The organism is Helicobacter cinaedi CCUG 18818 = ATCC BAA-847 (genome assembly GCF_000155475.1).
Lineage (GTDB): Bacteria > Campylobacterota > Campylobacteria > Campylobacterales > Helicobacteraceae > Helicobacter_C > Helicobacter_C cinaedi.
The window spans coordinates 415,887-428,774 of the sequence record NZ_DS990392.1 but is presented as its reverse complement, the minus strand read 5'-3'; the positions used below and the strand labels follow the sequence as shown (position 1 = coordinate 428,774).

Here is a 12,888-nt window from a genome sequence, read left to right as displayed (position 1 = left end):
GCCCCTTTAGGTTCTGCTTAGAATCTTAAATGGGGCTGATTGGCTTTCGACAGGAGCAAAGAGGCTTAGGTGCATGTGAGCTGGTAAGCTCTAAAACTACCACAATTCATAAACGCAAACAATACAAATTACGCTCCAGCTTACGCAAAAGTAGCGTAAGTTAATCGCTTTTGGAGCCGGTTTAAGACATTCTATTCTAGCTAGAATCTTAAGCTGTCATTCCCTGCTAGATGCTCTCCTTTCCACACCTTGAGTAAGGAGAAAAGATTTAGGTTGCTTGTGGATTCTGCCTTGGGGTGTTGGGTAGCCACAAAAAGATGTCAATGCCTACTAAACATGTAGATTCTTAAGATTATCTTACTTTTGGACTGGGGTTCAACTCCCCACAGCTCCACCATTTCCCACAATAAAAAATCAATGTGAGTTTTTAAGTATGTCAGTGAATCTGGGCGGATTTGCGGATTCTGTATGCTTTTGAGCGACACGCACTTGAGCAGGTTTTGGCACTTTTGCTACCGATAAATGGCTTATGGCAGACTTGACAATCTTTCTTTGCTTTATCAAGGCTTTTAAGCAGTGAAACCACTTCGCTATGGGTGAGTGAGTGTTTGCAATAAGGACATTCCATGATTTCTCCTTTTGAGCGAATTCTAGCAAAATAGTGCTACAAAATTGCAGAATTATATCACATTTTACAAAGTGTATTGCAACATTTTATAAAATGTGATACACTCCCAGCTTTCAATCTCAAAATTAAGGATTTTTATGACACATTTTTCACTTTTTACCCCATTTACATCAAAACACAAACCGCACAAGATTCTATCTCGTGTAGGAATCCCCACGGGAATCTATATAGGACTTATTTCTTTGTGTGCGAGTTATGTCCTTGCTGATGAACGCTACTCTGCTGAAAGTCGCTCTACCAAACTCTCTCCCCTTGTCTCTATCGCTCACCCCACAAATAATGCTAACATTAGCGTGGTTGATGATAGCTTTGTCCGCAATACACAGGCGAGTGATTTGCGTGAGGTGTTTGCTAAAGATGCGGAGATTCAAGTCGGCGGTAGCTCAAAAATCGCCCAAAAACTCTACATTAGGAGTTTTGAAGATAGAATGTTTCGCATAAAGCTAGATGGCATCACACAAGGGGGGAATCTCTTCCACCATCAAGGCAATTTGCTCTTTAGCCCCTATCTACTAAAAAGTATAGAGATAGAAAAGGGCTTAGCAAGTGCAGAATATGGTGCAAATGCCCTTGCTGGTGGAATCACCATTACCACAAAAAATGCCTTTGACTTACTCGGGGCAAATCGCAATTATGGGGCGTATTTTTCAATTGGCGGACAAAGTAATCGCGGCGTAGATTCAAGTGTGGCAACCTATGGCAAAATAACAAATAATCTAGGGTTGCTTGTAGGCTATGACTTTAATGACACGCCCTATTATCGTGTAGGTAATGGCTCCAAAGTCCCCTCTTCGCCATTTCGAGCCCATAATGCACTTTTTAAACTCACCTTTTTGCCAAATGAAAGCCACAGCCTTAATCTTAACTATCACTTCAATAAAGTAGATTCTACCGCACCTTTTGCGGCAAATGTCATCACGGGGCAGAATCCTGCGTTGTTTGATAACGCCTTGCTTTCGCATAGTGCAAGTCTTCAGTATGCCTATGCTTTGGGGGATAGTTTCAAACTAGAATGGAATAACTACTACTCGCACAAATCCCTTAAACTTTCATCAAAGGCTGCCGCCACAGCACAAAGTGAAGAAGAGAGTGAAATGGATTTAAGCTTACAGAATCTTGGGAGCGATTTAGTGCTAAGACATAGCTTTGGGGAACATAGCTTTAAATATGGGCTAAACTATCAGCTTATCGCCTCTCAAGCACATAATTTAGAAGGACACGCTTTGGAACACGGCAATCGTGGGAAAGAAATGGGGGCGGTATATGGGGGATTTATAGGCTTTAATTTTAATATGCTAGATTCTCTAAGTTTTGATCTTGGCTCTCGCTATGATGTGTATAATTACCAAGATAAAATCTCACAAACCCACAATACTCAAGGCTTTAGCCCTTATATCTCGCTTTTTTATGCCGCTACAAATGATTTAAGCTTTAAGCTCACACATAATTACAACACACGCGGTGCGATGCCCCTTGATGTCTCACTCCTTGCTAATCCCCACTCCCTTGTCCGCCCAAGGCTCAAAGCAGAGGGTATGTATAATACGGAATTAAATACGGACTATGACAATAGTGTGTTGAGTTTGCATGCAAGTGTGTATTATCAATATTTGAAAAACTTTATAAATAGCTATACAAATAGCGGAGCGGAACACGACCACGGAACAGGTGGTGGAGGCACACACGCACACGAAGATGTGTATAGAGCAAATACTGATGGGCATATTGAGATTCTAGGCTATGAGGCGAGTGCTGGGCTTGATTTTTCATTTATAGATTTTCATATCGGCTTAGCTCAAAGTATGCCAAAGTATAATAATAAGCTCATTACCGATACTTTTGAATTTGCCGCTGTGAGTGGGAGAAGCTACTATGCAAGTGTGGGATTAAGACCTTTTAGCTCATTGCCGCAGTTTCAAATTCTATATTTAACACGATTTGTTGAGGGGCTTAAATATCAAGGCTACAATCTCTACTATAACGACATTGATTCTGTGGATAAAAAGGGCTATAACACACATAATATTTATGTAAGCTATGATGTGAGCAAGTATTTAAGTGTGCGTTTGGCGTTTTTAAATATTACCAACCAAACCTACACAAACCAAATGAGTCCAGCTAAAGAGCTATATGCCAAAGGAAGTGGAACCCCCCTTTATGAACCCGGCTTTAATACAAAACTACAAGTCGCACTCTCCTTTTAGGAAAAATAGAATCTAAAAATACATTCTTTTGGTATAATCGCCTACTTTAGATTACAAACAAGGAGTTTAAATGAATCTCTCAAAAGTATCAGTAGGCGAAAACCCAGATAAAGTCAATGTCATCATTGAAATCCCCTATGGTTCAAATATCAAATACGAAGTGGATAAAGATAGCGGCTTAGTTGTCGTGGATAGAGTGATGTATAGTGCGATGTTTTATCCAGCAAATTATGGCTTTGTCCCAAATACTCTAGCAGATGATGGCGATCCTGTTGATGTGCTTGTGCTAAATCCCTATCCGCTTCAAGCTGGAAGTATGATTGCTTCAAGGCTTATAGGTGTGCTTGTTATGGAAGATGAAAGCGGAATGGACGAAAAACTTATCGCTGTGCCTGTTTCAAAGATTGATCCAAGCTTTGATAAGATTCAGTGTTTAGATGATTTACCCCAAATCACACTTGATAGAATCAAAAACTTTTTTGAAACTTATAAGACTTTAGAACCAAACAAATGGGTAAAAGTTAAAGAATACCAAGATAAAGCTGTCGCTCAAGCCATACTAGATAAGTCAATCAAAGCCTACAAGGGCTAAATCCATACGCCAAAATTAAAAGGATTTTATATGTTTCAAAAGATTCTCATTGCCAATCGTGGCGAAATAGCCGTGCGTATTATCCGTGCGTGCAGGGATTTACACATTAAAAGTGTGGCGATATATGCAAGGGCGGATAGAGACTGCCTCCATGTGAAAATGGCAGATGAATCTTATGAAATAAGCGATGATCCTTTGCGTGGATACTTAGATGCGGACTTAATTGTTGAGGTGGCACTAAAAGCCGAGGTTGATGCCATTCACCCCGGCTATGGTTTCTTAAGTGAGAATGCACATTTTGCTAAAAAGGTGCAAGAAGCGGGGATTACTTGGATAGGTCCAGATTCTAAAACGATTGCTAAAATGGGCGATAAGAATGCGGCGCGTGAAATTATGCAAAAGAATGGAATCCCCATTGTGCCCGGAACTGAACCGCTTAATAAACACTCAACACAAGAGATTGCTAAAATCGCACAAAAAATCGGCTATCCTGTGATTTTAAAGGCTAGTAGCGGTGGTGGTGGGCGTGGCATACGCGTTGTTGAAAGGCAAGAGGGTTTGATAGAATCTTTTAATGCGTGTAAGCGTGAGGCAATGGCATTTTTCAAAAATGATGATGTATTTATGGAAAAATATATTGTCAATCCCCGCCATATTGAATTTCAGATTCTAGCGGATAATTATGGGAATGTCATTCATCTCTTAGAACGGGATTGCTCTATCCAACGCCGACATCAAAAGCTTATAGAAATCGCACCTAGCCCGCTCATTAGCGATGACTTACGCAGGAGAATGGGAGCTACTGCCAAAGCCGCAGCCAAAGCCGCACAATACACAAATGCCGGAACGGTTGAGTTTTTGCTTGATGAAAACAACACCTTTTACTTTATGGAGATGAATACACGCATACAAGTAGAGCACGGCGTTACAGAAGAGATTACAGGCTATGACTTGATAGGACGGCAGATTCGCATAGCACAAGGCGAGATTTTGGACTTAACCCAGCACGACATACGCGCCCAAGGCTTTGCGATAGAGGCTAGAATCAACGCCGAAGATGTGGCAAATGACTTTGTGCCAAATCCGGGCAAGATTACCACCTACTACCCTGCCCTAGGACCTTTTGTGCGTGTGGATAGCTGTATTTACAAAGACTATGTGATTCCACCTTTTTATGATTCTATGATAGCAAAGCTTATTGTGAAGGCTTCAAGCTATAACCTAGCGGTGAATAAGCTCTCTAGGGCGTTAAGTGAATTTACCATTAAGGGCGTGAAAACAACCATTCCATTTTTGATGAATATTTGTAATGACAAGGACTTTAGGCGGGGGCATTTTGATACTTCCTATATTGAAAGCAAAATTGCAGAGCTTATGCCAAAGCCTGAATCTAAGCCAGAAGATGATGTGGTAAGCGTCATCGCAGCAGCGTTAAGCGCGAGATATGGGGCTTAAAAGAATATGAAAAATGTCTATCAAAACACTTCACTTTTAGATAAAAGGGCTTGTGAGAAGTTTTCTCTCACACCTGAACTTCTTATGGAAAATGCCGCTAGTGCCTTAGAATCACTCATTGCTAAAATCACACATAAAGGCAGTGTGATTACGATCCTTTGCGGTGGGGGTGATAATGGCGGCGATGGCTATGCATTAGCTAGGCGTCTAAGCGGGGAATACAGCATTAGAATCTATCAAGTCAAAGAGCCAAAATCACCGCTATGTGTGAAAAACTATGAGCGCGCAAAGTTGTGTGAAGTAAAATTTATTAAAAAGATTCTGCCTTGCGATGTAGTGGTGGATTGTATCGTAGGCAGTGGGCTTAAGGGGGAACTGACACGCGAGATTATAGAGATTTTACAAGTGGCTCAAAAAAATGCTTGTTTATGCGTAGCCTGTGATGTGCCAAGTGGTTTAAGTGAATCTAGCACCCTTGCTTCCCATAACATAGCCTTTAAGGCACATCACACACTTTGTATGGGAGTGATAAACCTTGCTTGTCTTAGTGATGTAGCAAAAGATTTTGTGGGGCAGATTCACATTGGGAATCTTGGCATAAGTCAAAATCTCTATCAAATCAGCTCAAATATCAAAATGCTAGAATCAAGCGATTTAAAACTCCCACATAGAAAGATTCAAAATACACATAAAGGCGATTTTGGACATTTGGGCGTTTTTGCTGGAGAAAAGCTTGGTGCTTGTATATTAAGTGCACAAGCTGCCCTGCATTTTGGGGTTGGGCTAGTGAGTGTAGTAGAAAAGCAGAATCCACACACCGATTCTATACCCTTTACTTTAATGCAAAGCCCCGATGTGCCACAAAATGCTACGGCATTAGCCTTGGGTATGGGGCTTGGCGTGGAAAACTCTAAACTCGTTTTAGAATCCCTTATAGATTCTACTTCTAATGCCTTTACTTTGCCCTGTGTGCTTGATGCTGATGTGTTTCATACACCAAAGATTAAAGATTTTTTAGACACAACGCTAAGTCAGCAGACCTTAGACTTTTCACGCGAGATTGTTCTAACGCCCCACCCAAAGGAGTTTAACGCCCTTTTACAACATTGTGGCTTGGGGGAATATAACCCTAGCAAACGCATTCAAGCTATGCTAGATTTTACGCAGAAATACCCACACACAACGCTTTTGCTCAAAGGGGCAAATGTCTTTATTGCTAAGAGTGAAAAAATTTATATCAATCCGCTTGGTTCTAATGCCCTTGCTAAAGGTGGGAGTGGCGATATGCTAAGTGGGCTTATTGCCGCCCTTTTAGCTCAAGGGTATAATGGGCTAGATTCAGCCCTGCAAGGCACTTTAGCTCATAGCATTGCCGCACAAAAATGCTTAAAGCATATCGCAGACTTTGGACTTACCCCAAATCATCTATTACAAGCCATTAGCACACTGCGTTAAAATACATTACAAAGGATTATTATGACTGATACATTGCAAATAGGAAAACACACTTTTACTTCGCGTCTTATCGTGGGGAGTGGGAAATACAAGGATTTTGCCACGACAAAAGAAGCGACTTTAGCAAGTGGAGCAGAAATCATTACCGTGGCGGTAAGGCGTGTGAATATTATGGATAATAAGAGTGAGAATCTGCTAGAGACTTTTAAGGACACAAAGATTGAGTTTCTGCCAAACTCCGCAGGGTGTGTGAATGCTAAAGAAGCTGTTACACTTTTTCGCCTTGTAAGAGAAGCCACAGGTATTGATTTTATCAAGCTTGAGATTATTGGCGATACGCAAAAAACGCTCTATCCCGATGTGCTTGAAACACTAAATGCCACGGAGATTCTAGCAAAAGAGGGCTTTTGTGTGCTGACTTACACAAATGATGATCCCATTATGGCAAAAAGACTTGAAGATGCTGGGGCAAGTGCGGTAATGCCTCTTGCTGCTCCTATTGGCAGTGGGCTTGGGATTCAAAATCGCTATAATATTGCTTTTATCAAAGAAGCCATCAAAGTGCCATTGATTGTTGATGCGGGTGTGGGCTGTGGCAGTGATGCGAGTATTGCTATGGAGCTTGGAGCTGATGGCGTTTTGACAAATACAGCTATCGCACAAGCACAGAATCCCACGCTTATGGCAGAAGCGATGAAATACGCCGTGCAGGCTGGGCGTTTGAGCTACCTAGCTGGGAGAATCCCACGCAAAGCCTATGCGAGTGCGAGTTCGCCCATTGATGGAATGGCAAATCTAGGCTAGATTCTAAAAAATATGTGGTGATAGAATCTAGGCTTGAAAAATAAAATATGAAAGATAAGCTTTTTACCCAAAATACACACAAGCAGTTTGAGTTTGACGCACAAGTAGCAAGTGTATTTGACGATATGCTTGAGCGTTCAATCCCGCATTACAGGGAAGTGCTGGATTTGATTGTGGATTTTTGTATGCTGAATCTAAGTGATGGGATACAAAATGTAAATACGCAATCTCCGCTTATTTATGATTTAGGCAGTTCCACAGGCAGCACACTTCTAGCCTTGTATCACGCAATATATAAAGAAAATAACAATATGAACGCAAAGTTTGTGGGCATTGATAATTCACAAGCGATGATAGAAAAGGCAAGACTTAAAGCACAAGCGTATGGGGCTAAGATTAGCTTTGAATATGCGGATTTGTTAGAATATGACTTTTTGCCCTCACGCATTATTCTTGCCAATTATATTTTGCAGTTTATCCGCCCTATGCAGCGGCAAAACCTGCTCCAAAAGATATATGATTCTTTAGAATCTGGCGGGATTCTTATCGTGAGTGAAAAAATGACAAGTCATCATAGAATCCTTGATAGGCAAATGATAGAGCGGTATTTGCGGTATAAAATGGAGCAGGGCTACACGCAATATGAGATAAACAAAAAGCGTGAGGCATTAGAAAATGTGCTTATCCCATTTAGCCTTGAAGAGAATATGGCACTGCTAAAAAATGTCGGTTTTAGCGGAGCTGAAGTACTGTTTAAATGGGTGAATTTTGGAAGTATTATCGCGGTGAAATAAGTCTATTGCGGAGGTATTTTTAGAATCTAAAATAAATTTTAGAAATATCAATTACTCGTGTCGCAGGGCGTCAATGGGGTTAAGCTTTGAAGCGCGTCTAGCTGGGAGATAGCCAAACAAGATTCCAATAAAAGCAGAAAACAAAAAGGCAACAATGGCTGTTGGCACATCAAAAATAAATGGAATCTCCATATAATAGCTTAATCCAAGTGAAGCAAAAAACGCCCATATAATCCCAATCAAACCACCAAAGGAGCTTAGTGTAATAGATTCAATCAAAAACTGCATAAGCACCTCACTTTGCAACGCCCCAATCGCCATACGCGTCCCAATCTCCTTTGTCCGCTCGGTTACAGAAACAAGCATAATATTCATAATGCCAATACCCCCAACAATCAAACTCACCCCCGCTATCATACCCAAAAGCCCTGTTAGCCTTTTTGTCGTGGAAGTAAGTGTTTGCTCAATTTGCTTAGTATCCATAATCTCAAAGGAATCTTTCTCACCAACGCGGACATTTCTCACTTCACGCAAAGCCTGAGTTAAAACAGGAAGTATTTCTGTGGAATCGGCATTATCCTTTGCCCTAAGCATTAAGCGATTAACAAAAAAGAGTGAGTTATTCCCTGAAACAGAGCGTAAAAACGCCTTCATAGGCAGTAAAATCACATCATCTTGATCATTTCCCATACCGCCCTGCCCTTTAGATTCTAAAACGCCTATACATTCACATACAATGTTATTTAAGCGGATTTTCTGCCCGAGCGGATTACTCTCATTAAAAAGATTTTTTCGCACAGATTCGCCTATCAAGCAGACATTACTCCCCACACGATATTCATTTTCTTCAAAGTCCCTGCCCTCACTACTATCCCATTGCGTTACTTCAAAAAAGCCTTCCGTTACGCCTTGAGCCTGTGTAGTGGTATTTTGAGATTGAAATTGCAGCACAACTGAACTTTGCGAGATGGGTGCAACAGCTTGTATATAATCTTGTGTAAGGGCTTGTAGCCTTTGGGCTTCTTGCAAACTAAAATTACGGCGTAAATTTGCCCCACTTGGATTCATAGCCCTTGCAGGAAACACAAGCAAAAGATTGCTTCCAAGTGAAGAAATTCTATCTGTTATCATTTTGGTTGTGCCATTGCCTATGCTAATCATCACAACAACCGCCCCAACGCCAATAATCACGCCAAGCATTGTCAAAAATGCGCGTAGAAAATTCCGCCTTATCTGCCGAAAGGCTAACATAAAGGCATTGAGTATCATAAATCCCCCTTAGAATCCATCTCTAAAGTATCAGTAGTTATAGAATCCGCCCTTAAAGATTCAGCCTTTTGAGCGTTTAAAGTATCGCTTTGTGAATCAGCCACCAACTTACCATCTAAAAAATGCAATTCTCTCTTGGCATATCTCGCCATATCCGGCTCGTGCGTTACCATAAGAATCGTAATACCTAAACTTTGATTTAAGCTCTTTAGAATCTCCATTATCTCCACACTTCTTTTGGTATCAAGATTCCCCGTTGGTTCATCGGCAAGTAAAAAAAGTGGTTCCTGTGCGATCGCCCTAGCGATAGCCACTCTTTGCTGCTGTCCGCCACTTAGCTTGGCACTTGTATGCTCTGCCCATTCTCTAAGCCCTACTTTATCAAGCGCTTTCAAGGCTATCTCTTCACGCACTGCCTTTTTCACCCCACGATACATCAAGGGTAGCTCCACATTTTCAAGTGCCGTTGTGCGGGGCAGGAGATTAAATCCTTGAAAAATAAAGCCTATATAATTGCGGCGGAGCAAGGCGCGTTCATTGTGAGATAAGCTAAACACATCTATATCCCCAAAGTGATATTCTCCACTACTCCCCACATCAAGTGTGCCTAGAATATTGGCAAGGCTTGATTTACCCGATCCACTAGGACCCATAAGGGCGACAAACTCCCCCTTATCTATCTGCAAACTCACGCCCTTTAATGCTTCAAACGCACTCTCTCCCTTGCCATAAGTCTTATGAATATTTTTTAGGACAATAAAATTACGAGATTCCATATCTCTGCCTTACTTCATCTTTATATTTGTAATGATGGGCGTTGTTTCATCAATTCCACTTAGAATCTGCGTAAAATTCCCATTGCTAATGCCTAGCTCCACGCTCACAGATTCTGCCTTGCCATTGTTTAGAATCCACAGAGTCCCCGTTTTTGTATGAGATTTTTGTTTGCTATGAATCTGTGCTTTGGGGCGAGGTGGCGGGGCAAACATATTCCCAAGAGATGAGCTAGTTTTTTTACCCCCCACTTTTTGCAAGGATTTGTTTAAGTCAAAATACAAAGCCGAGCTTGGCACAAGCAGGGCATTTTCTGCCTTTGCGGTGATAATATCAGCTGTGGCACTCATATCGGGGCGTAAAAGCAAGGATTTGTTATCTACTTCAATTTTAGCACGATAGATGACAATATTAGAGCTAGAAGCACTAGAACTGCTAGAGCTTGAACTTATTGTGCTGCCATCACCTGAACCAAAATTCACACGATTAACCTTTGCGTGAAAGATTCTATCTGGATAAGCATCAACACTAAAAGTAACTTCCTGCCCCTCTTTAACCTTGCCAATATCTGCTTCTGAAATACTCGCATACAGCTGCATTTCTTCTAAATTTTCAGCCACCTTAAATAATGTCGGTGCTTGAAAACTCGCCGCCACACTCTGCCCTACTTCCACATTGCGAGAAAGCACAATACCATCAACGGGGGATATGATGATAGAATTTTTTAAATCAATTTTAGCACTTTCAATACTTGTTTGAATCTCCACAATGGAAGCGCGTTTAATATCCACATCAGCCCCTGCACTTGTATAGTTTGTCTTAGCATTTTGTAGCTCTAAAAGTGAAGGTGAAGCTCCATTAGTCGCATTATATAGCTCTTGTAATCTATCATAATTCCACTTTTTATCCTTTAAAGTTTGCTCACTTGCTTTGAGCTGGGCTTTGGCGGAATTAAGCTGTGCGGTGTATTTAGCAATCTGCTGATTGATACTATCAGGATTGATACGCGCTAGAATCTGCCCCTTTTTGACTTCATCATTTTCTTCTACTAGCACTTCAAGCACAAGCCCGGATATAACACTGCCGATTTCCACTTCATTCACAGGGGAAAGTGAGCCAGAAGCCGAAATGCTTGAATGTATATTGCCCCTTGTTGCGTGTGTGGTTTCAAAGCTAATTTTTTCTTCAAATAGCCACCATACAAGCCAAGAGCTTATAATGATAGCCACTAAAACAACGATGATAATGCCCCACGCTAATGGAGTAAGCTTTTTTCTTATTTTTTTTGGTTTTAATGTTTGGTAGAGATTCATTATTTTTCCCCTTTTGGTAAAGTGTCGGTTTGAGTATTGAGTTGAGCTGAAGTATCTAGTGCAAGATTCCCGCCTAATGCTTTAAAAAGCGTGATAAGTGAGAGAATCTCATTTGTCTTTACGGTAAAAAGCTGTGTTTGCGAAGAAAGATAGGTGTTTTCCTGCGTTAAAAAATCATTTGTATCAAGCAATCCACGCGTATTTTTAGCCCTATTGCTTTCATGGGCTTTTATTGCTACTTCATAGGCATTTTGCGTATTTTGAGTTTGTCGTTTTTTAGATTCTATATCAAATAAGGCATTTTCAATTTCGCCCAAAGCGGTGTTAATATTATTTTGCAAGGTGTAATACGCCTCTTTACTTAGCTCCTTTTGAATAAGGTAGTTTTGCTTTAAAGATGTGCGATTAAGAAGCGGGGCGGTAATGGAATTTGCGATTTGAAACACAAGCGAGCCTGCCCCTGCACTACTATATAGAATCTCGCCCACAGAACCACTTAGAGAAATGCTAGGCAACCTTGCAGCTTTTGCATTAGTTTGCTTGTAAAGTTGAGAATGTAGGGCGTATAGGCTAGATTCAATATCGGGGCGGGATAGCAGAATCTCACTTGGCATTTTATCTATGTAAAAAGTCGTAATTTGCGGAAAGCTATAAGTAGATTCCATAAAATCTATATGTTTATGTAGTTCACCAGATTCGATGTTTAATAGCACAAGCAGGGCGTTTTTATTTTGTTCAAAGGTGTAAAGTAAGCTCTCATAATTGTTTTTTTGTGTCGTGGTATTTGCTACAAAGCTTTGATGTGTCGCAATGTCAATAAGCCCAACTTGCAGTTTTTCTGCATTAATAGATTCTATATGTTGAAGATTTTCAAGTGTGTTTTTGGCTAAAAGCAAGGCATTGGCATTTTCACGCAATGTGAAGTAGAGACTTGCCACTTCAGCAATGAGTGAGATTTGTGCGTAGGCAAGGTTACTTTGAGCGGTAGCATAGTCTTTTTTACTTGATTGTCGCAGGGCATTAAGCTTACCAAATAAGTCAATCTCCCAGCTCATACCCACACTCGCATTTACAGAGTTTGCTCCCGGGCGAATCATCGTGCTTTGCGAAAGGGTGCGTCTATCAATATAGCTTGAGTTGATAGATCCATTAATTGTAGGCAGCATACTTGCGGTGTTGATTTTTACTTGCGATTTGGCTTGTTTGATACGAGATGCCATTGTCAGCACATTGGTGTTGTTTTCTAGTGCTATATAAAGCAGGGAATGAAGTGTCTTGTCATCAATAAGGGCTATAAATTGTCTTAGGCTAAAAGGCTCATCATCTGTGTGATTTTGGGGAGATTGTAGATTCTGTTGCGTTTTGGAATCTTGTGAATCTTTAATGAGTGAAGGGGCGTTGCGAAATTGCTGTGGGATATGCGTTTGCGTAGCAGTCTCTTCAAGGCTTGGAATCTTGGTGCTACACCCTGCAAAAATACAAACAAGCAAGATTTTATAAAAAACCTTAAAAAGCGTTGTTTTATCCACTAGAATCCTTA

At 40.9% G+C, this 12,888-nt stretch carries 11 protein-coding genes and 1 other RNA gene; 7 read left to right on the top strand and 5 right to left on the bottom strand.

Annotated features, from left to right (window positions below; genetic code table 11):
• Positions 1-31 precede the first annotated feature (31 nt).
• Positions 32-397: a transfer-messenger RNA gene (gene ssrA / locus HCCG_RS11695) on the top strand.
• A 39-nt stretch (positions 398-436) separates the two neighbouring features.
• Here the strand turns inward: ssrA and HCCG_RS06505 are convergent.
• On the bottom strand, positions 437-628 hold the full coding sequence (locus tag HCCG_RS06505) for a hypothetical protein (protein ID WP_014666727.1): 192 nt from the start codon (positions 626-628) through the stop codon (positions 437-439).
• 137 nt (positions 629-765) lie between these two features.
• On the opposite strand from HCCG_RS06505, the gene HCCG_RS06500 reads away from it, so the two are divergent.
• The 6 genes from HCCG_RS06500 (at position 766) to cmoA (ending at position 7,992) form a co-directional block, all read left to right on the top strand.
• Positions 766-2,892: a TonB-dependent receptor plug domain-containing protein gene (locus tag HCCG_RS06500; protein WP_002956670.1), complete on the top strand. Its 2,127-nt coding sequence runs from the start codon at positions 766-768 to the stop codon at positions 2,890-2,892.
• A gap of 70 nt (positions 2,893-2,962) precedes the next feature.
• Positions 2,963-3,484 (top strand): inorganic diphosphatase, encoded by a 522-nt coding sequence (gene ppa / locus HCCG_RS06495; protein WP_002956669.1) that lies wholly within the window; start codon positions 2,963-2,965, stop codon positions 3,482-3,484.
• A gap of 30 nt (positions 3,485-3,514) precedes the next feature.
• Positions 3,515-4,939 (top strand): acetyl-CoA carboxylase subunit A, encoded by a 1,425-nt coding sequence (locus HCCG_RS06490; protein WP_002956668.1) that lies wholly within the window; start codon positions 3,515-3,517, stop codon positions 4,937-4,939.
• 6 nt (positions 4,940-4,945) lie between these two features.
• Entirely contained in the window at positions 4,946-6,394 is a 1,449-nt protein-coding gene (locus HCCG_RS06485) for a bifunctional ADP-dependent NAD(P)H-hydrate dehydratase/NAD(P)H-hydrate epimerase (protein ID WP_002956667.1), read from the top strand.
• Between the two features lie 21 nt (positions 6,395-6,415).
• On the top strand, positions 6,416-7,198 hold the full coding sequence (locus tag HCCG_RS06480; RefSeq protein WP_002956666.1) for a thiazole synthase: 783 nt from the start codon (positions 6,416-6,418) through the stop codon (positions 7,196-7,198).
• A gap of 47 nt (positions 7,199-7,245) precedes the next feature.
• Entirely contained in the window at positions 7,246-7,992 is a 747-nt protein-coding gene (gene cmoA / locus HCCG_RS06475; RefSeq protein WP_002956665.1) for a carboxy-S-adenosyl-L-methionine synthase CmoA, read from the top strand.
• A 51-nt stretch (positions 7,993-8,043) separates the two neighbouring features.
• Here cmoA and HCCG_RS06470 read toward each other — a convergent pair whose 3' ends face one another.
• From HCCG_RS06470 to HCCG_RS06455, 4 genes are read right to left on the bottom strand one after another with little or no spacing between them, the layout of a single operon-like run.
• The gene (locus tag HCCG_RS06470) at positions 8,044-9,261 is read right to left on the bottom strand and encodes an ABC transporter permease (RefSeq protein ID WP_002956664.1); all 1,218 of its coding nucleotides are present in this window, start codon (positions 9,259-9,261) and stop codon (positions 8,044-8,046) included.
• Complete coding sequence (locus HCCG_RS06465) at positions 9,258-10,037, bottom strand: ABC transporter ATP-binding protein (RefSeq protein WP_002956663.1); 780 nt, start codon at positions 10,035-10,037, stop codon at positions 9,258-9,260. Before HCCG_RS06465 ends, HCCG_RS06470 begins: the two co-directional genes overlap by 4 nt.
• Positions 10,038-10,046: 9 nt before the next feature.
• A complete protein-coding gene (locus HCCG_RS06460) occupies positions 10,047-11,348 on the bottom strand; it encodes an efflux RND transporter periplasmic adaptor subunit (RefSeq protein WP_002956662.1) in 1,302 nt (433 codons plus the stop codon).
• The gene (locus HCCG_RS06455) at positions 11,348-12,877 is read right to left on the bottom strand and encodes a TolC family protein (protein ID WP_002956661.1); all 1,530 of its coding nucleotides are present in this window, start codon (positions 12,875-12,877) and stop codon (positions 11,348-11,350) included. Before HCCG_RS06455 ends, HCCG_RS06460 begins: the two co-directional genes overlap by 1 nt.
• Positions 12,878-12,888 lie beyond the last annotated feature (11 nt).

What these genes read in the sequence shown, in the direction of transcription:
- HCCG_RS06490 (WP_002956668.1), top strand. Translation starts at nt 3,515, where the DNA reads ATGTTTCAAAAGATTCTCATTGCCAATCGTGGCGAAATAGCCGTGCGT.
- cmoA (WP_002956665.1), top strand. Translation starts at nt 7,246, where the DNA reads ATGAAAGATAAGCTTTTTACCCAAAATACACACAAGCAGTTTGAGTTT.
- HCCG_RS06500 (WP_002956670.1), top strand. Translation starts at nt 766, where the DNA reads ATGACACATTTTTCACTTTTTACCCCATTTACATCAAAACACAAACCG.
- HCCG_RS06505 (WP_014666727.1), bottom strand. Translation starts at nt 628, where the DNA reads ATGGAATGTCCTTATTGCAAACACTCACTCACCCATAGCGAAGTGGTT.
- HCCG_RS06485 (WP_002956667.1), top strand. Translation starts at nt 4,946, where the DNA reads ATGAAAAATGTCTATCAAAACACTTCACTTTTAGATAAAAGGGCTTGT.
- HCCG_RS06480 (WP_002956666.1), top strand. Translation starts at nt 6,416, where the DNA reads ATGACTGATACATTGCAAATAGGAAAACACACTTTTACTTCGCGTCTT.
- HCCG_RS06465 (WP_002956663.1), bottom strand. Translation starts at nt 10,037, where the DNA reads ATGGAATCTCGTAATTTTATTGTCCTAAAAAATATTCATAAGACTTAT.
- ppa (WP_002956669.1), top strand. Translation starts at nt 2,963, where the DNA reads ATGAATCTCTCAAAAGTATCAGTAGGCGAAAACCCAGATAAAGTCAAT.
- HCCG_RS06460 (WP_002956662.1), bottom strand. Translation starts at nt 11,348, where the DNA reads ATGAATCTCTACCAAACATTAAAACCAAAAAAAATAAGAAAAAAGCTT.
- HCCG_RS06470 (WP_002956664.1), bottom strand. Translation starts at nt 9,261, where the DNA reads ATGATACTCAATGCCTTTATGTTAGCCTTTCGGCAGATAAGGCGGAAT.